Source organism: Rhodococcus oxybenzonivorans (assembly GCF_003130705.1).
Classification (GTDB): Bacteria; Actinomycetota; Actinomycetes; order Mycobacteriales; family Mycobacteriaceae; genus Rhodococcus_F; species Rhodococcus_F oxybenzonivorans.
In genome coordinates, this window is record NZ_CP021355.1 from 651,750 (window position 1) to 668,121 (window position 16,372).

16 protein-coding genes and 1 pseudogene are annotated in these 16,372 nt (G+C 65.9%); 7 read left to right on the forward strand and 10 right to left on the reverse strand.

Features of this window, described 5'->3' with window-relative positions; genetic code table 11:
• Window positions 1–39: 39 nt before the first annotated feature.
• Both CBI38_RS34080 and CBI38_RS34085 read right to left on the reverse strand, forming a co-directional pair.
• On the reverse strand, window positions 40–966 hold the full coding sequence (locus tag CBI38_RS34080) for an LLM class flavin-dependent oxidoreductase (RefSeq protein WP_109335853.1): 927 nt from the start codon (window positions 964–966) through the stop codon (window positions 40–42).
• A 43-nt stretch (window positions 967–1,009) separates the two neighbouring features.
• On the reverse strand, window positions 1,010–1,402 hold the full coding sequence (locus CBI38_RS34085) for a DUF3592 domain-containing protein (RefSeq protein WP_109336126.1): 393 nt from the start codon (window positions 1,400–1,402) through the stop codon (window positions 1,010–1,012).
• 476 nt (window positions 1,403–1,878) lie between these two features.
• Here CBI38_RS34085 and CBI38_RS34090 point away from each other — a divergent pair, with 476 nt between their 5' ends.
• From CBI38_RS34090 to CBI38_RS34115, 6 genes are all read left to right on the forward strand, one after another.
• The gene (locus tag CBI38_RS34090) at window positions 1,879–2,775 is read left to right on the forward strand and encodes an LLM class flavin-dependent oxidoreductase (protein WP_109335854.1); all 897 of its coding nucleotides are present in this window, start codon (window positions 1,879–1,881) and stop codon (window positions 2,773–2,775) included.
• Window positions 2,776–2,803: 28 nt separating this feature from the next.
• Window positions 2,804–4,033: an acyl-CoA dehydrogenase family protein gene (locus CBI38_RS34095; protein ID WP_109335855.1), complete on the forward strand. Its 1,230-nt coding sequence runs from the start codon at window positions 2,804–2,806 to the stop codon at window positions 4,031–4,033.
• A 16-nt stretch (window positions 4,034–4,049) separates the two neighbouring features.
• Window positions 4,050–5,345 (forward strand): LLM class flavin-dependent oxidoreductase, encoded by a 1,296-nt coding sequence (locus tag CBI38_RS34100; protein ID WP_109335856.1) that lies wholly within the window; start codon window positions 4,050–4,052, stop codon window positions 5,343–5,345.
• A gap of 142 nt (window positions 5,346–5,487) precedes the next feature.
• Complete coding sequence (locus tag CBI38_RS39785; protein ID WP_230990330.1) at window positions 5,488–5,637, forward strand: hypothetical protein; 150 nt, start codon at window positions 5,488–5,490, stop codon at window positions 5,635–5,637.
• Between the two features lie 114 nt (window positions 5,638–5,751).
• Window positions 5,752–6,708, forward strand: coding sequence for a TauD/TfdA dioxygenase family protein (locus CBI38_RS34110; protein ID WP_109335857.1), 957 nt, complete (start codon window positions 5,752–5,754; stop codon window positions 6,706–6,708).
• Between the two features lie 357 nt (window positions 6,709–7,065).
• Window positions 7,066–7,827, forward strand: coding sequence for an NADPH-dependent F420 reductase (locus CBI38_RS34115; RefSeq protein ID WP_335743637.1), 762 nt, complete (start codon window positions 7,066–7,068; stop codon window positions 7,825–7,827).
• A 293-nt stretch (window positions 7,828–8,120) separates the two neighbouring features.
• Here CBI38_RS34115 and CBI38_RS34120 read toward each other — a convergent pair whose 3' ends face one another.
• The 8 genes and pseudogenes from CBI38_RS34120 to CBI38_RS34165 all read right to left on the reverse strand — a co-directional run bounded on the left by CBI38_RS34120 (window position 8,121) and on the right by CBI38_RS34165 (window position 15,302).
• The gene (locus tag CBI38_RS34120) at window positions 8,121–8,873 is read right to left on the reverse strand and encodes a nucleotidyl transferase AbiEii/AbiGii toxin family protein (protein ID WP_230990331.1); all 753 of its coding nucleotides are present in this window, start codon (window positions 8,871–8,873) and stop codon (window positions 8,121–8,123) included.
• Window positions 8,863–9,927 carry a helix-turn-helix domain-containing protein gene (locus CBI38_RS34125; RefSeq protein ID WP_109335859.1) on the reverse strand — a complete coding sequence of 355 codons (1,065 nt, stop codon included), beginning with the start codon at window positions 9,925–9,927 and terminating at the stop codon, window positions 8,863–8,865. Before CBI38_RS34125 ends, CBI38_RS34120 begins: the two co-directional genes overlap by 11 nt.
• Window positions 9,928–10,396: 469 nt before the next feature.
• Window positions 10,397–10,474: pseudogene (locus tag CBI38_RS40850) on the reverse strand (hypothetical protein); the annotation flags it as partial.
• A gap of 534 nt (window positions 10,475–11,008) precedes the next feature.
• Entirely contained in the window at window positions 11,009–11,461 is a 453-nt protein-coding gene (locus CBI38_RS34140; protein WP_109335861.1) for a hypothetical protein, read from the reverse strand.
• A 642-nt stretch (window positions 11,462–12,103) separates the two neighbouring features.
• Complete coding sequence (locus CBI38_RS34145; protein ID WP_230990332.1) at window positions 12,104–13,450, reverse strand: Rep protein; 1,347 nt, start codon at window positions 13,448–13,450, stop codon at window positions 12,104–12,106.
• A gap of 376 nt (window positions 13,451–13,826) precedes the next feature.
• On the reverse strand, window positions 13,827–14,144 hold the full coding sequence (locus CBI38_RS34150) for a hypothetical protein (RefSeq protein ID WP_109335862.1): 318 nt from the start codon (window positions 14,142–14,144) through the stop codon (window positions 13,827–13,829).
• Window positions 14,141–14,635 (reverse strand): hypothetical protein, encoded by a 495-nt coding sequence (locus CBI38_RS34155; protein WP_109335863.1) that lies wholly within the window; start codon window positions 14,633–14,635, stop codon window positions 14,141–14,143. Before CBI38_RS34155 ends, CBI38_RS34150 begins: the two co-directional genes overlap by 4 nt.
• A 256-nt stretch (window positions 14,636–14,891) precedes the next feature.
• On the reverse strand, window positions 14,892–15,302 hold the full coding sequence (locus CBI38_RS34165; RefSeq protein ID WP_109335865.1) for a hypothetical protein: 411 nt from the start codon (window positions 15,300–15,302) through the stop codon (window positions 14,892–14,894).
• 366 nt (window positions 15,303–15,668) lie between these two features.
• Between CBI38_RS34165 and CBI38_RS34170 the strand changes: the two genes are divergently transcribed.
• Window positions 15,669–16,115, forward strand: coding sequence for a helix-turn-helix transcriptional regulator (locus tag CBI38_RS34170; RefSeq protein ID WP_374434926.1), 447 nt, complete (start codon window positions 15,669–15,671; stop codon window positions 16,113–16,115).
• Window positions 16,116–16,372 lie beyond the last annotated feature (257 nt).

Sequence of the window (16,372 nt, forward strand, 5' to 3'; positions counted from 1 at the left end):
GGAAAGTCATGCCTAAGAATCGACTTGATCAGAAGAACGCTAGTTCTTCGCGCCCGGATAGACCGGACGGCGGTGGGCCGGTGCCGGCGCCGGTTCGGGCAGCCGCAGCGTCGCCCGGAGCGACCGCTGCCGGTACCCGCGGGGCCGAGTCGGCCTCGGCCACGCGGTGAAGCCGGCGTCGAGGTCGGTGACGGTCGCGATGTGACCGTCCACGTCGGTGGCGCCGGGATCGTCGGCGACGAACAGCGATGCGCGCTCACGCACAGCCGGCCCGTGACGGTCGACCTGGCTGCCGTCCAGCACGACGATGTCGGAAACCTCGGCTGCGGAGACCATGTCGTCGCCGTCCTGCGCCCACCACGCGACGGGAATCTTCTGCTGCGGCGGGGTGGGGACGTTGAGGGGGCCGGTGATGTCGAAGATCCCGCGGTGGTCGGCGTAGACGATCCGGTCGGAATCGGCGAAACGCAGGTCGTGCGGGCGCCCACGGATCGTGTCGGCCGGCCAGCTCTCCCACAGGGTGCGGGTGGCGTGGATCGCATCGGTCGTGGCTGCGGGACTCGGCCCGGCATCGATCCACACCCCTTCCCGAGTCAGGTTGTCCGGCGCCGATCGGTCTTCCACACCGGTGAGCCAGCCGACCCGGCCGCGGCTGGTGTGATCGAGCGATGCGAGTCGGCGAGCCAGGTTGTACGGGTGGTCGAGGTGGGGGACCGCGGTGACGAACACACCGACGTCGTCGGTGGCGGCGATCAAGGCCGCGGCGGACACGCTGGGCGACAGCGCGGCAGTGGGTCGGGGAGCGGTCCGCGACACCCGCTCGACGCCGAGCAGGACGAAGTCCGCGCCCGTGCGGGTGATGAATGCGGCGAGTTCGTCGACCCGGCCGCGGCGAATCGCGTCGACGAGCAGATGCTCACCGAGTGCGAGGCCGTAGAAGGTCCTGCTGCGCTGGATCACACTCATCGAAGGTCTCCCGTTGTCGGTTCGAGGGTCTGCTGTCGTGATGTCAAAGGTCATCTCCTGAGAAGAGGGTGGATGTCGCGAGGGCGAGGGACGCCATCCCGAGGATCACCAGCAACATCGATACGGACGCACTACGCCGTAGGACACTGGACCGCGGATTCCGCGGGTCGTACCACAGCCAGAGGACCTGCCCGACAACGAACTCTCCCCTATCCGCGTCGGGCAGAAACGCACCGTGCGTCGGTCCGGGATCGAAGGTCCGCCGCTGACCGACGAACTCGTCGCTTCCGACCCGGTACGAGTAGCTGATCGATGGCCGTACGTCGACGACCGAGCACTCGGACCCGGTCCACGACCGGGATCTCCACAGCGCGAATACGCCCGGAACCCCACGGAACAGAAGGAACGCACCCGCGATGACCCAGACGGTGATCACACGGGCCACGCTACGGCCCGCGTCGGTGTGTGGTACAGCCTTCTCCGCAGCGTGAGTGGAAACACGAACCCCGTGCTTTTCGATACCCGGCAGGTGAATGCGGCTCGAATAGCTCTGTCCGGCAGACCGTTAGGAAGGTCGTTGCGATCAGGACGAGCGGAAAACCCCATCAGCGGTTCCGTCATCGCGGTGATCCTCGGACTGGTCCTCGCAAGGGGGCTCGGCCTGACGTCGGCGTACTTCGGCCGGGCCTGCTGGATACCCAGATCTTCGCGGTCGCCCCGCACATCCACGACTTCCGCACCGCGGCCACCTCCGTGCCCTGGTTCTACGACACGTGGACGGAACGCAAGTGAGTGCTACTGGGCGACAGAATGTTTCATGGCCTCACGTGACCAGAATCAGACTGAGCGCAACGCTCGTCCGGTGAGTGATGCTCTGGGAGGGTAACGACTATCGCGGAGAGGGGAACCGTCATGAGCCGTCATTCCGTCATCGGACTGCACGTCGACGCCGCACTCGTCATCGAACTGCTCCACCCGAGAGAGCCGGCGCGGCGAGAAGAGTTCGGACGCAGCATCGACGAGTCGGGAATCGACTTCGTCGTTCTTGGCGGCGACCGGCTGGACGCGGGGGACGCGAGTCACCCGACGATCGATGCGACCGTGGCCGCCACCGTCCTGGCTCGTCACACGACGTCGGTCGGGCTGGTGGTGGCTGATACTCCCGTCCGCGATCACCCGTTCAATCTCGCGCGCCGGCTCGGCTCGCTCGACCACGGATCTCACGGCAGGGTCGGCTGGCTGATCGGGTCACCCTCGGTGGACGCGGCGGTCGATGCCGTGTCGGTGGTCCGGAAGTTGTGGGAGAGCTGGCCGGGTGACACCATCATCGACGACGCCGAGCGTGGCATCTTTGCGGAATCCGAGCGAATCGTCTACATCGATCATGCGGGCACGTACTCGGTGTCGGGCCCGCTCAACGTCCCCGAGCCACCGCAACGCAAGCCGCCCGTGTTCTGGCGTCCCGTGAATGAAGCCGGACTGATGACGGCGCGGCGCACGGCCGACGCCGTGATCCTTGCGGACGAGGATGCGGTGCGACGCTATCGGGCGCACTTCGACCCCGATGCCGCCCGCGACCAGGTGTTGCTGATCGACCGGCACTGGGCGCCCGGCGGCGTTTCCCCTCTGACGGAGGCCGACGGCGTCGTCTTCCGAGGGGCCACCACGACCACCTTGCAGGCTCTGCTCGACGCGGTACGGCGGGAGCCGATCTTCCAGGACCCGCGGCGCACCCTGCGTGACCGTCTGGGCCTGCAGGCGGCGGAGACCGTACTGTCCGGCGGCCGCAGCGCGTTCCCGATCAGCTGAGCATTCCACCGAAGGCAGGAGATTCACCATGACAGCGGTATCCGAGGTCCCCGCACCGGGGGCGGTGCGTCCACCGGCACGCGGCTCCGCCGAACTGGCCGCCGTGATCGCCGAGATCGCCGAGGACGCCTCGCGGCGACGCACCCGTGGCGGAACCGAAGGCCCGCAGCGGGCCGTCGAGTTGATCCGCGAACACCGGCTCGGGGCCGTGCGTGTGCCGCGGGAACACGGCGGCGGTGGCTATACCTTGCAGGATCTCTTCGATCTGGTGATCGACCTCGCCGAGGCCGATCCCGATGTGCCTCACATCGTCCGGGTTCATTACGCCTTCGTCGAGGAAGTGCTGCGGGCACCGCGGACGGAGCGCAAGGACGCGTGGCTGCCGGAGATCCTGTCGGGCAAACTGTTCGGTGGCGCGTCCTCGGAGCTGAGCACCCGCGCAGTCGGCTCCTACAGCTTCGAATCCACTCTGACACCGGCACCCGGCGGATACCGCCTCGACGGGGTCAAGTTCTACAGCACCGGTTCGCTGTACTCCGATTTCATCCGGGTCTCCGCCAACCTCCCGGACGGCAAGGCGCTGAGCGCCATCGTTCCCGCCGATCGGGCGGGGATCGTCCACAAGGACGACTGGGACGGAATAGGCCAGCGTCACACCGGCAGCGGGACGACGGTGTTCGAGAACGTCGCCGTCGAGGAGTCCGAGACGCTGCCGTTCCGCGGTGGCGACGAGGAGACCCGGCCGCGGCAGGCGCTTCCCCAGTTGTATCTCCACGCGATCGCGGCGGGCATCCTCCGCACCGTCACGACCGAGTCCGCCGAGCTGATCCGCAGCCGCAAGCGCAGCTTCGTGTTCGCTGTCGCCGAGGAACCACGGCACGATCCGCAGTTGCTCGAGATCGTCGGAACACTCTCCGCGGCGGCCTTCGCGGCGGAGTCCGTGGTCCGGGCGGCGGCGGCAGCACAGGATGTGGCCGCGGACATCGCGCGCATCGCCGGGGTCGACGCCCGGCTCGAGCAGCAGGCCGCGGTACTTGCCGCCAAGGTGAAGGTCTCTATCGAGGACATCGCGCTCCGCGCAGCCGGCCGGTTGTTCGAGGTCGGCGGCGCCTCGGCCACCCGGGAGTCGGCGCACCTGGACAGGCACTGGCGCAACCTGCGAACCCTGTTCTCCCACAACCCAACGGTGTACAAGGCGCGGGTGATCGGCGACCTCGTGGTCAACGAGACCCCGCTTCCCGACACCGGATTCTTCTGATTCGGAAGGCACTGCCGTGAGTAGCTCCCGCCGCCAACTGGTGCTCAACGTGAACGTCCTCGACGTGGGAATCGCCCCCGGCGCGTGGACACTCGACGACGTGCACACGCACTCGTTCGTCGATCTCGACCACTTCACCAGGATCGCGCAGATCGCCGAACGTGGCACCCTTGACGCGTTCTTCCTCGCCGACGGTCCCGGCTTCTGGGAGAACCCCCGGGTGAAGCCGACCCGGGCGCTGGAACCGTCGGTGATCCTGGCGGCCGTGGCGACGGCGACGGAGCACCTGGGCCTGATCGGGACCGCCTCCACCACGTTCAACGACCCGCGCGATCTCGCCGAACGCTTCCTGTCCCTCGACTACCTCAGCGGCGGCCGGGTGGCGTGGAATGTGGTCACCACGTATTCGCCGACGGCCGCAGCCAATTTCGGATTCGAGCAGATTCCGGGCCGCGACTACCGCTATCGCCGTGCCGAGGCCTTCGTCGGTGTGGTGACCGCGCTGTGGGAGAGCGCCCGGAGCGGTGTCCCGGTGTCGCATCACAGCGAGTTCTTCGACGTCGACGGCGTGCTGCGGGTGCCGCCGTCGGAGCAGGGGCAGCCGCCGCTCATCCAGGCGGGCGGGTCACCCGCCGGGCGTGACCTCGCCGGCCGCACCGCACACGGCGTGTTCTCCGCGGAGCTGACGCTCGACGCCGGACGTAGGCATTACAAGCACGTCAAGGATGTCGCGCGTGCAGCCGGCCGCAACCCCGACGATGTGAAGATCCTGCCCGGGCTGATCACGGTCATCGGCTCGACCGAAGCGGAGGCGGTCGCTCGCCACGAACAACTTCGCACTCACGTCCCCGCGAAGTTCGGCTGGGACCGGCTGAGCCTGACCCTCGGAGTCCCGCTGGCGGAACTCGACCTCGACCAGCCGATCCCGGCATCGCTGCTGGACGGACCGCCTGACCCGGCGACGTTCGCGGGTTCCCTCGGGTTCCGCGAATCCGTGGTCGGGCTCGCGCGTGAGCGGAGTCTGACTGTGGCCCAGCTCCTTCGCGAGTTGGACGGCGGTGGTGGGCACCGCGCCGTGATCGGCACACCGGGACAGGTGGCCGACACCATCGAGGCGTGGTTCCGCGCCGAGGCGGCCGACGGATTCAACCTGATGCCGGACGCGTTCCCGTCCGGACTCGACACCTTCGTCGACGAAGTGGTGCCCCTGCTCCGCAAGCGGGGACTCTTCCGCCACGAATACGCGGAGAAGACCCTGCGTGAGCGTTTCGCGGTGCCGCTTCCCGAGTACGGCGCCGCACGCTCGGCCTGAGTTCGTTCAGACCGCGTTTCGGCCTCGCAGGCGGTGGAACGGGCGATCACGGTACTCGCGTGCTTCCTAGGGGGCCACCGGCCTGACCGTCAGCGCGCTCGCCGCCCGCACCGGGTTGGCCGCCCGCACCGCATATCGGATCGTGCAGGCCCTCGTCCCCGGCGCGTTCGGGGTCCAAGCGCCCCGCCGGCGTCTCACCGACGATCTGGTGCGGCAGATCGTGCCGCCGATGCGGGGCGTCGCGGCGCGGATCGGTGCGGGCGCCGGAACGACATTTCTCGCATTCCGGTAGGGAAAAACTCAGGGTGAACCTTTCTTCCAATGTGAAAAAACCCTTGTAGCAACGTGGTTCAGGACTCGATGATGATCGCGACGTATCGAATAGGCCCGAAACCAGGAGTACTCAATGACACTCACCACCGCTGCACCCGCCGACTCGGATCGGACCGCCGACACCGCACTAGAGGTTCGTCCCGTCGCCGGGCACATCGGCGCCGAGATCTCCGGAATCGACCTCCGGAAAGAACTGGCCGACAACGAGGTAGCGCAGATCCGCGACGCCCTGCACCGCCACAAGGTCCTGTTCTTCCGCGACCAGGAGATCGGGCACGCCGAACAGATCGCATTCTCGCGAAAATTCGGTGACGTGACGCCGTCGCATCCGTACGACGACGAAGCCCCCAAGGGTTTCCCGCAGATCCTCGCCGTCGACAGCCGCAAGTACGAGAAGCGCTTCGGGCGCAAGAAATACAGCTACGACAACAAGTGGCACACCGATGTCACCGCGCTGATCAACCCACCTGCCGGCACGATCCTGCGCGCGCACATCGTCCCGGAGCAGGCTGGCGACACCCAGTGGACGAACCTCGTCGCCGCATACCAGGGTCTGCCGGACTCGCTGAAGGGCCTCGTCGACGGACTCCGCGCCGAGCACCGGTTCGGCGGACGGCACCCGCAGTGGGCCGAGGACAGCAGCTACGCCCAGAAGACGCGGGAGAACCCCCTGGTCACCGAACACCCGGTGGTCCGTGTGCACCCGGTGACGGGGGAGCGGGCACTGTTCGTCACACCCGGTTTCACCAGCCGGATCGTCGGGGTCTCGCCGTCGCAGAGCGATCGCCTGCTGGACCTGCTGTTCGCTGAGGTGACGAATCCCGCGTACACGGTGCGCTTCCGCTGGGCGCCGGGCAGCCTCGCGTTCTGGGACAACCGTGCCACCGCCCACCTCGCGCCCACCGACCTCGACCACCTCGACGTCACCCGCGTCCTGTACCGCACCACCCTCGAGGGCGACGTTCCCGTCGGCCCCGACGGCAAGGAGTCCACGTCCATCGCCGGTGCGGCGTTCCGCGGCGAGAAGTAGGCGGCTCGGCCGCCCGTGCATGGTCTGCGAGTCTCTGGGCTCGTCAGCCAAGCACGGGCTGCGGAGTGCCCTGCCGGGCTTCCCCACCTGACCGGAGTCGCGATCGATTCCATCGCAACCGCCTGAGGGGTCCGAATCCGGGCGTCTCGGCTTCGTGCCCGGCCTACGAGGGTTCGTTGTGGAGGGCCACAGGCGTTAGGACCGCACTCTTGCCGACGCCTCCATCGGGAACCGGCCCAGCCGTCTTATGCTGCGGGTGCGTCATTCTTGTGTCGGTCCCATCTACGACAGGACCGAGAACGCGGGACGTCAGTAGCCTGAGTCGAACTGTCAAGTATTTGAATCAGGTCGAGTTGAATGTGCCCACGCGGAATCATCCGACGGTGTCCGTGGTTGGGGCAAGCAGCAGTCGCGACGTATCGCGGCACTCGACGAAGGGGCACAAGAGATATGCGCATCGGAATCATCGGAGCTGGTCAGATCGGTGGCACGCTGACACGGAGGCTGACTGCGCTCGGTCACGATGTGCGCGTGTCGAACTCTCGGACACCCGACACCCTCGCCGACCTCGAGGCGGAGACCGGCGCAAAGGCGGTACTGAACACCGAAGCCGCCGAGGGTGCGGACCTGGTGATCGTGAGCATCCCGCAGAAGAACGTCGTGGACCTTCCCGCCGACATCCTCGCGGGCGCGGGCGATGGTGCTCCGGTGATCGAGACCAACAACTACTACCCGCAGCAGCGAGACGGCTTGATCTCCGCCATCGAAGACGGTCAGGTAGAAAGTGAATGGGTGCAAGAACACCTCGGCGTGCCGGTGTTCAAGGCATTCAACGGAATTTGGTGGAAGCACCTTCTCGAGAAGGGCCTACCGGAAGGGGCGAGCGGCCGGATCGCGCTCCCCGTCGCCGGCGACGACGCACTGCAGAAGCAGGTGGTATTCGATCTGATCAATCAGCTAGGCTTTGACCCTGTCGACGCGGGCACAGTCGAAGATTCCTGGCGTCAGCAGCCGGGAACCCCGGTCTACGGCAAGATTTTTGATCGGGAAGCGACGTTGAAGGCACTGGCGCAGGCAACGCCTGAGCGCACAGACGAGTGGCGTGCTGTGACGCAGTGAGCGCTCGGTGTCGAGCGGCGGTTCCCGAACATGAAGACGCCGCTCGGCCGGTGGGTTAGTCCTGGTGCGACGCGTGCGCCCAGGACGGCATCGGTATCGTTAACGGCGGTCGCGCGGGCGCACGATCCGGGTCACGGCCAGCCGGTAGGTAGCTGCGGGAGGACTCTTTTCGGTAGCGTTGTTGCGGGCGGTCGACCTGGTCGACGATTCGGTCCCTGGCTGCGGGGCGGCCTACCGACACAACACCACAGCGCGACCATTGCTGACTTCGTCAATCACATGACATGGCGGCGCTAGCGTTGTGCCGCGTCGGTCAACAACTCGGCGACCAGATCGAGGTCATCGGTGGTGATGTCGCGGCCGCCCACTGCACGGACCCGTTGAAGCGACTGCAGACGTTTGCGGGTGAACCACAGATCGACGTGGATAGCGATGTCCTGCACCGTGGCCGCTTCGACGGAGCGAATCTGGGCCAGCGCCGCCGCGCGGGTGGTGTCGTCGAGCACGAGGTGCACGATGTCGAGTAGGTCGGTGCCCTGCTTGTCCGTCGAGCGATTCATCACCGCTTGGAGTTTCATCGCGATCAGCGGCCCGGGCTCGGCGACCGGGGTTGTGACTGCGACGCGCTCACCGCTGGTGCGGATCACCTCGATGGTCATGTCGGTTGCGGTGTCGTTGGCCCAGGCGTGCGCCGAGGCGTGAAGGCGGTCCCCGGGATCGTCGCTCGGTTGGTCGAGTTCGACCTGACGGACTTCGAGGACGTCGACCTTGACTGATCCGTACCGGGTGGGTAGGAGGACGGCCGCCGGCTCGACCGGCTCCGCGCCGTCGGCGGCGCGAAGGACCTCGAGCTGGGGGAGGTGGCCGAGAAGCCGGTCGACGAGGTCGAGGTCGACGGTGGCGCGGTAGGGGTTCGACAACCGTGACAGCACGGCGAGGCCACCGACGATGACGGGCGCCTGGCCGATAAGTGCCCGAACCTCGATGACACCTTGGACGACGGCGGCCATCGCATCGCCGACGAACACGACATGGCTACCAGACACGGGTCCACCGTTCCCCGGGTGTCCAGGCGTCCAGAATTTCCCGGCCCCGCCCGAGGTCTTGGGCGAGATCGAGCGCGACGAACACCGGATGCGCAAGCGGCCATTCGAGCGGGTTGGTGTCCAGCTCGATCCGGGACTGGACGACCGCGGGAACGGGCGCGACCCGCACGGTGGCGTGCGCGTGCCGGGCTGATTCCGCGGTACCGAGGAGGGTGCTCGCGCGCCGGAGGATCGATGGGTCGGGGACGAAGAAGTCGAGGGTGTGGCCTGCGCGGAATGCGAGGGGTGCGCCGTACGCGGCGGCGGCGGCGGAGTCGGTCAGTGCCCACCCGGGTCCGTCGAGCGCGTCGAGACCGAGTCGAAGCGTTCGTTGCAGGCTGGTATCGCCCGGCGTCGGTGGCTGTGCCAGATGAACACGCGGGCTCGTCCAGCGGCCGGCGACCTGCCAGAACAGGTCGGTGCCGACCAGAATGTTGTTCGCGTCGAGGAGGTCGTCTCGGCGTAGGGCGGCGAGAATTTCCGAGACCGTGCTGGGGGAGCGGCCGAGTTCGCGCGCCAACCCGCGCACCGTGCCGGCTCGTTCGGGGTGCAGCAGCATGGCCGTGGCGACCTCGAGTCCGGCCTTGCCGCCGAGCGCCTCGGACCGTGCGGTGCGTTCCTTGACCGGCTGCACCTCGGCGTCGATCACCAGGCGATCGGTGCGCAGAGCGAGTCGGCCACGCAGGTCGAGGTAGCCGCCGTGGTGGCGGATGAGCACTGTGCGCGCATCTTCGGTCACCCGGTCGGCCACGACGAGCAACGGTGTGGGCGCGGCCGCGGCAATCGAGGGCGCAATGTCGGTGAGCAGCCGCTCGGCAACGTCGACGGTGATCAACGTGCGGAACTCCAGGTGGATCGGCACTGCTACGCCGTCCGGGTCCACGACAAGGTCGGCGTTGCTCCCGGATACCGTTATGGGCGGGCGGGCCTCGATGTCCAACTGCGCGAAGGCATCGACCACGAAGGCCTCGATGCCTGCACCTGCGCGGCTCTGCGGGATCCGCCCTGCGTTCACCGTTCCGATCCTCGCAGGTGTTCGGTGTTCGGTCAATACCGAACACCGAACACTGATGCCCACGGAGTGGTGTCGGGCATGCAGGGGACGGTCACGCGTGGTGCCGCGGCACCGGTCGCGGTGTCGGTAGCCGGCGGTGCGGAGTTGTGTGCGCAGAGCCTGGGAATCCGCAAGAAGTCGTCAGCGTAGAGGAAATCGATGAAACCGAGCTCATAGAGCCGCGAGCGACGAGAGTCCAGTAAAGAGAGCCGTTCACGACAATGGCGAGCGGAGGGAGTGGGGGACGACGTTGCACTGCTTCTGTCGTGCCACTGAGTGTAGGTTGCTGTACCCGGGTGGCCGCCGGCGGCCCGGTGCGGGCGTTGCGGGCGAAGTAGCCGGCGTCGTTGTATGCCTTGGCCAGGGTGTTCTGGGTGATTTTGGCGTAGTGCTGGGTCGATTCCGGGCTGCGGTGCCCGAGCCAAGCCTGCAGCTCGAACAGCGTCATCGGTTCCTTGGCGTTGTAGAGCTGTGTCGCGATGGTGGAGCGAGCGCGGTGGCTGGTGATCGGCCCGCGAACGTCGGCTGCCGGAACGTCGGCCTTGCGGCAGAGCGCGGGATGATCGTGTCGTTGATGTAGTTCTTACTGATCCGCCCGCCCCGGACAGCAAACAGGAAGTGCACCTTCTCACCGGTTTTTCGGTCCAGCATCGGTGGTTGCGCGGGGCGCAGGGCCTGCCAGCCGCCGCCGGCGGTTACCAGGCCACCTGCGGTGTCCCCTTGAGTCGAGGTGCGCTGTGCTCGTCCTTGGAAGGGGAACGGCGTTGATCTGCGCGACCTGCTCGCGGGTGACCTTCTCGAGGATCGGTCGCGGGCTGGTCTCCCATCTGGTGAGGATGACTGCCGGCAGCAAATCGGGTGGAAAGCTTTCGATGCAGCACAGTGAACCATTTTGGTACTGGGCGGCCGTCTCACCTTTTGAACCGAACTGGGCCCTGAGCACGACCGGATTCTTGGCACGCCTGACTACGCATCACGCCAGTCGGTCCTCCCACACGATCCGTGAGAATTCGGTCAATCTTGAGGCGGCCGCACGGACGGGCTAAGGACCAATGGTCGTCTCGACAATCTCATCAACGGTGAGTGCAACGATCCGAATGTTGCGGAATGCGAAGGCCCCGGAGCTCCCCTCCTTGCGCGCTGAGAGGACCGCACGCGGTGGTCGTAACACTGCGGTGCCGCTGGGAATTGGAGTCAATGCGTCCGACGCCGCTATCAGTGAGAAGGTTTCCAAAGCGGCGAATACGGGGGAAGCTGGCGCCTGGAATGACGTCTGCGATTCGGGGCGTGCGGCGGCGACGCTGCCATCGCGCAGTTCGAGGCGGATCGTGACTCGTGAATTGAATTGGAGATCCACTCCCTCCACTGTGCCGGTTGCCGTGACGAGGAGTGGATGGCCTGCGTCTAGATCCAGCACAGCTATCCGCTGAAACTGAGTCGAGTCGATGGGGCCGGAAGTTGTCAGATCGTTCAGAACACGCAGCTTGCTGGGCATGTGGCACCTCAGTGGTTGGTTGCGACATCGGGATTGAGCAAGGCTCCAGAACTAGTAAATACCGATTGTTCACTAAACGGTTGAGCCGACGAGGGCTAACTCGCCGGCCGAGATGTGAGATATCGCGACGAGGCGTGTGCGGCCGCAATCGAGGTCGGCGCGGTTCCGGTCACGGGCTGGGAGGTGCGGGACTGAGTGGCCGCAGCGGCTACGAGATCTCTTCGCGGCCGGATCCTCGCCGATGTCCAAGAACTGTCTGGCCCCAGCGTACTGAGCCCCTTTCGGCACGGGGCGGCCCGCGCCGGACACGGCGTGCACCGGGCACGGCGTGCACGCGTCATCCCGGTCGATCGGGCTCAACGTGTCGTGTCGACGCGAGGGTTCGGTCCAGTTACGGATCGGCGGAGCTGATGCAGGGATGCGAGCCAGGTCTTACCTGGCTCTTCGAGTGCCTCTGGCGTGGGAAGCCGCTGGCACCTGGTGGTGTCAGCGGCTTCGTTTCCTGCCCGGGCACGCTACGCGCTGTAGGTCTGACCCGGTCAGGGTGACGGTGCCCGCCAGTGCGCCTCTCGGCAAGTGGTCGCTCGGAGCGACGATTCTGATGTGGTACCCGGGGCATTGGGTCGAACACCGTCGCGTCTTTCAACGGCGCCGATGGCGCCGATATTCCAACCTTTGGCCGCTCTGGCGGTGATGTCGCGGAGTTTCGTGAAGGATTCGGCGGACCTCGGCGAGTGCAGCGGCCCTCTGCTCGGGGGTTGCTTGCGTGGCGTTGCGGTGTGCGATCGCGGTGCGGCGAGCAGCCTGTTCCCGGCGCCGTGTTGCGTCGGCGGTGGTGCGGAGTTGGCTGGGGGAGGGTCCGGTCCAGTTGATGTTGGTGAGTCGCCAGCGGAGGAGGGCGACCGGTGAGCCGATGTGGTTTGCGGTGGGCCAGGTCCACCCGCGTTCGCGGGTGTCGCGGTCGAGGGTGTGTGCGATGTCGTGGCCGGTCCAGTGTGTGGTGTCGATGCCAGCGGCTTGGATGGCGTCGCAGATGTGTCCGATGTGCCGGTGCGCGGTGAGGGCGGGTGAGGAGGCGATGAGTGTGGCGGCCGCTCGTTGGAGGTGGAGTGGTCGGGGTTGTGGGGTGGGTGTGTCGTGCCGCGCGTGTGCGCGTTGGTGAGTACTTCGTGACGAAAGATTATGGGAAGGAACGTAAGTACTGGGGGATAGGGTGTCAGCGTCGGTGGCCTGGGGATTTGTTGTGGTGGCCGCGGGGGTGGGTCGTTGGGGTCGGGTGCGGTGGCGTGTGAGGGGACGTTTGGTGCGGGCGCGCTTTGGGCGCGATATTTGTTGCGAGCGTGGGGGAGTGGACTCGACAACGTCTTTGGGGGAGCTGAGTGCCCAGACGGAGGATGCTTGGTGTTGTTGGCCGCCGTGGTGGAGTTCCGCGGCCAGGTATTCGGCGGTGCGGAGTGTTCGGCCGCGTTCGAGTTCGACGCCCATGTGAAGTTGCTTAAGGACGCGGCGGGCGCGGTTGACGACGGAGAGTGAGACGCCGGCGTGGTGCGCGATGAGTTGCCGGGATGCGGTGACCCCTCGGCCGGTGGCTGAATCGGCGAATCGGGCATGGGCTGTGGCGACGGCTATCAGGCGTTCGATGCTGATGCTGTGTGTGGTGAGTGCGGTCTGGCCGGTGGTGATGTGGGTGATGTGGTGGCGGAGTTGGCGGAGCCATTCGGTGCGGCTGGTCCATACGGGGATGGTGGCTTCGCGTCCTGGTGTGGTGGGGAGGGTGAAGGATCGGCCGCGTTGCCCGGTGTCGCGGTTGTGCTGGTGGAGTTGGTTGATGGCTTGGGTGGCGGCGTGGACGGAGGCTTCCCAGGTGTCGACTTCTACCGACTGCGGAATGCGGGTATCGGCGCGTGTCGATGACGTGGTGTGGGTGGTGACAACGAGTTGTGTTGATGCCGGTTCAGCGCATGCGTTAGCATCAGACGTACCTGCCATAGGTAAGTCCCTTCGGGGAATGCAGAACGAGCGCCGAAAGGTCTGAACTTTCGCCACTCACCTCAGAGAATGTGACGGCCCGGCAAGGCCTTCACCCTCTTGGTTGAGGAGGACCGGCAAGTCCTCCTCAACGAAATGCCGCGGAGCGGTTCGTGAATCCGAAACCACCCCCACCAAGGGGGTTTTCTTGTTTCTGCGGTCTGCGCACTGTTATTTGTGTTTCGGGGTTGCGCTGTTGCTACTCGGTCAATGGCATCGCCTTACTGTGGGCATGTGTGAGTGCCGATCCACGACGGCCGCCACGTGAACAGTGGGGGTTTCGCGCGGGTCGCTGAAAGGGATTACAAAAACGCGGTTATGGCTGCAGCCCAACCAGTTACGGCGACCGCGGCACCGACTGCACACCAAGCAACAGGCGCGCCGCGACGGCGACCTCACGGATCTGCTCGACGGTCGCTGTTTCAGGATCGGATGCGACAAGATCGACAACGTCCACAAGCGCATCGCATGATCCCGCACTGAGACGAGACCCGCCTGGCGAGAGCCGGACTGGACCATGCGTGTCGATAAGATCCGCGGCGGACATCACGGTCGACCTGCCCGCGTCGGCGACGAGTAGCGCGCACATGATGCTGTCCATCGCGATGAGCTCCCACGTTCGCCCGTGGCGGTCGGTGGCGGTAACACCCGTCATGCGACCGCCCCTCTCGTCGCGGGGTAATGCAGGCGTAAGTTCCACGACTCGATCGCCGCGGCGATACACATCTCGGCGACAACCCCTGGTTTCGCGGCCAGATGCGCCCAGAAGACGGCGGCGACAGCTTCCGCACCACTGAACTGATGGCCGCCCAGGTAGTCGCGGGCGTCGACGACGGAATCGGCGACCGCAGACCAGGCGTACATAGCCGCTGACTGAGCGCGGCCGGCGCCGATCGCAGCCAGCCGCTCCATCGCCTCCCACCGGACAGTGAGAGAGTCGACGGGTCCGGTCGGAGTGGCGCGGCACAACGCGGCCATGGTGTATCCCACGGGCGTGCAGAAGCCGGGAACGGTGGTGAGACCCCACACCGGGTGAGTGTAAAGATCAGCGAGCCACCCCCAACGCAGTGAAGCGGGCCCTTCTGTTCCAGGGCACTCGACCTCGCCGGTCGCCATGAGAAGGACGCGGTCAGAAAGCCGGATCATGCCGCCGACCCCCGTTCGACTACTCGTTGCCCCTCGCCGCGGTTGTAGTGCATCCGAAGCTCACGATCGGTGGCGATCAATGTTCCGACGTGGCGATCTCCAACACCCGCCCGGATCACTGAAGGTTTCGGATCCCCACCGGCCGCTATCGTCACCGTATCCGCGCAGCAGGTCTCGAATCGCGGGTGCTGCACGCACTCACACTGCGCATCGAACATCGCCCCATAAGGCCTGTCATCTACATCCCACGGCGCAATCACGACGCCCACCGCGCTGGCGTCGACATTCTCTGCGCTACAGAGAGAGTAGGGACCGGGAAGGGCTGCTTCTGGTCGCGGAGACGGATGCCGTCCCGCGTTCGCACCCACGCCGACAGCGCGGAGATTTTGATCGGCTCGCCGTCGCGGTCATAAGCCACCGCGGCCCACACCATCGATCGTGCTGGGCCGACCTGCGCCTGCTCCTCGCAACTCGCAAAGAACGGGCAACTTTTGCAGGTGTCGATCGCGGCCAAGAGTTGACCTGTGCTCGCGACGTCGGTGTCCCATCCGCGTGGATTGCGCGCGCACGGGAGACGGCCGTCGGTGGCCTGAAGCCCGTCGACGCGATCGGGAAGGTTTGTGCTGAGCCGGCGGAAGAAGGCCTCTTCGTGCGCTGCGCGGTACACCGCGCAGCGCTCAGTACCTGTAAGGCATCCGCACGCTGAGTCGTGGGCACGAATGAATCGTCGAAGTTGAGCAGTTGTCCAACTCAACACGTCAGTCTCGTCGACACTTCCGCCGACGTCGCCTATCGTTTGCATTGGCAGATCTCCATTCTGCTAGCTGAAGAAATACGCTGATCAGGGCGGCAACCCTGTTCGGTTCAGGCCCCCGCCCGGCGGTAACCGGGCGGGGGCCCTTCTGTTAGATCACCGACCCTTCTTGGTTGGCGGAGTCATATTTGATCTATTTCCGTGAGGCAAAACTGTGTACTGAAGTGATCGTAAGGGGGATAGTGCAAGGTGTCCAGGAGTGATGGACGGAGTGTTTCGGTGAGCCGACGGGTGATGCGCGGATTCGATCCTTCTCGGCTCAAGGCACGTCGTGAGCGCTCCGGCCTGAGTCGGCCCGAACTCGCTCGCGTAGCGGGTATCGGGCACGCGACCCTCTACCAGTGGGAAACGGGAGCAACGTCGCCACAGGTAGACCTTCTCAAGCGGGTCGCCGACGCCCTTGGCGCGAAGATCAGCGATATCGTCATTGTTCCGGAGGCGGAGCGACTCCCAGGCGATTGGCGAGTTCTTGCGGGTTTGCTGCAGCCGCAACTCGGAAAACTGGCGGAGGTCAGCACCACGACGGTGGCTCAGGTCGAGCGTGGGCAGGCGGCGTTGACGGAAGACAATGCCCGGAAACTCTCGGCGGCTCTGGGCGTGTCCGAAAGTGTCTACCGCGCCGCATACGAGCGCGCACGGAATCGGCCTGCTGGCACCCCGGCGTGACCCTACGCAACCGATCGCTGCGGCGGCGGTATCCAGCCGGTTGATTGTCGGGCGTGTTCGCTCTGTGTGAATCGTGTGCAGGTCGGCGTCAATCCGCTCTCTACCACTGCTTATTCCAGAATCTGGCCACATCACATTCTTTCCGATGGTGACGTCCGTCTTAGACCAGGGATCAGGCTACGTTTCGCAACTTACAATTGCAAGTTGCGAAAGATCTGTGCTGTTGCGAGAATGCGGGTAGTCAAGAGTGTTGCCTG

Coding starts and splice junctions, on each gene's coding strand:
- CBI38_RS34150 (WP_109335862.1), bottom strand. CDS start 14,144: ATGACGGGTGTTACCGCCACCGACCGCCACGGGCGAACGTGGGAGCTC.
- CBI38_RS34095 (WP_109335855.1), top strand. CDS start 2,804: ATGACAGCGGTATCCGAGGTCCCCGCACCGGGGGCGGTGCGTCCACCG.
- CBI38_RS34080 (WP_109335853.1), bottom strand. CDS start 966: ATGAGTGTGATCCAGCGCAGCAGGACCTTCTACGGCCTCGCACTCGGT.
- CBI38_RS34140 (WP_109335861.1), bottom strand. CDS start 11,461: ATGCCCAGCAAGCTGCGTGTTCTGAACGATCTGACAACTTCCGGCCCC.
- CBI38_RS34145 (WP_230990332.1), bottom strand. CDS start 13,450: ATGGCAGGTACGTCTGATGCTAACGCATGCGCTGAACCGGCATCAACA.
- CBI38_RS34155 (WP_109335863.1), bottom strand. CDS start 14,635: ATGATCCGGCTTTCTGACCGCGTCCTTCTCATGGCGACCGGCGAGGTC.
- CBI38_RS34115 (WP_335743637.1), top strand. CDS start 7,066: ATGTGCCCACGCGGAATCATCCGACGGTGTCCGTGGTTGGGGCAAGCA.
- CBI38_RS34110 (WP_109335857.1), top strand. CDS start 5,752: ATGACACTCACCACCGCTGCACCCGCCGACTCGGATCGGACCGCCGAC.
- CBI38_RS34090 (WP_109335854.1), top strand. CDS start 1,879: ATGAGCCGTCATTCCGTCATCGGACTGCACGTCGACGCCGCACTCGTC.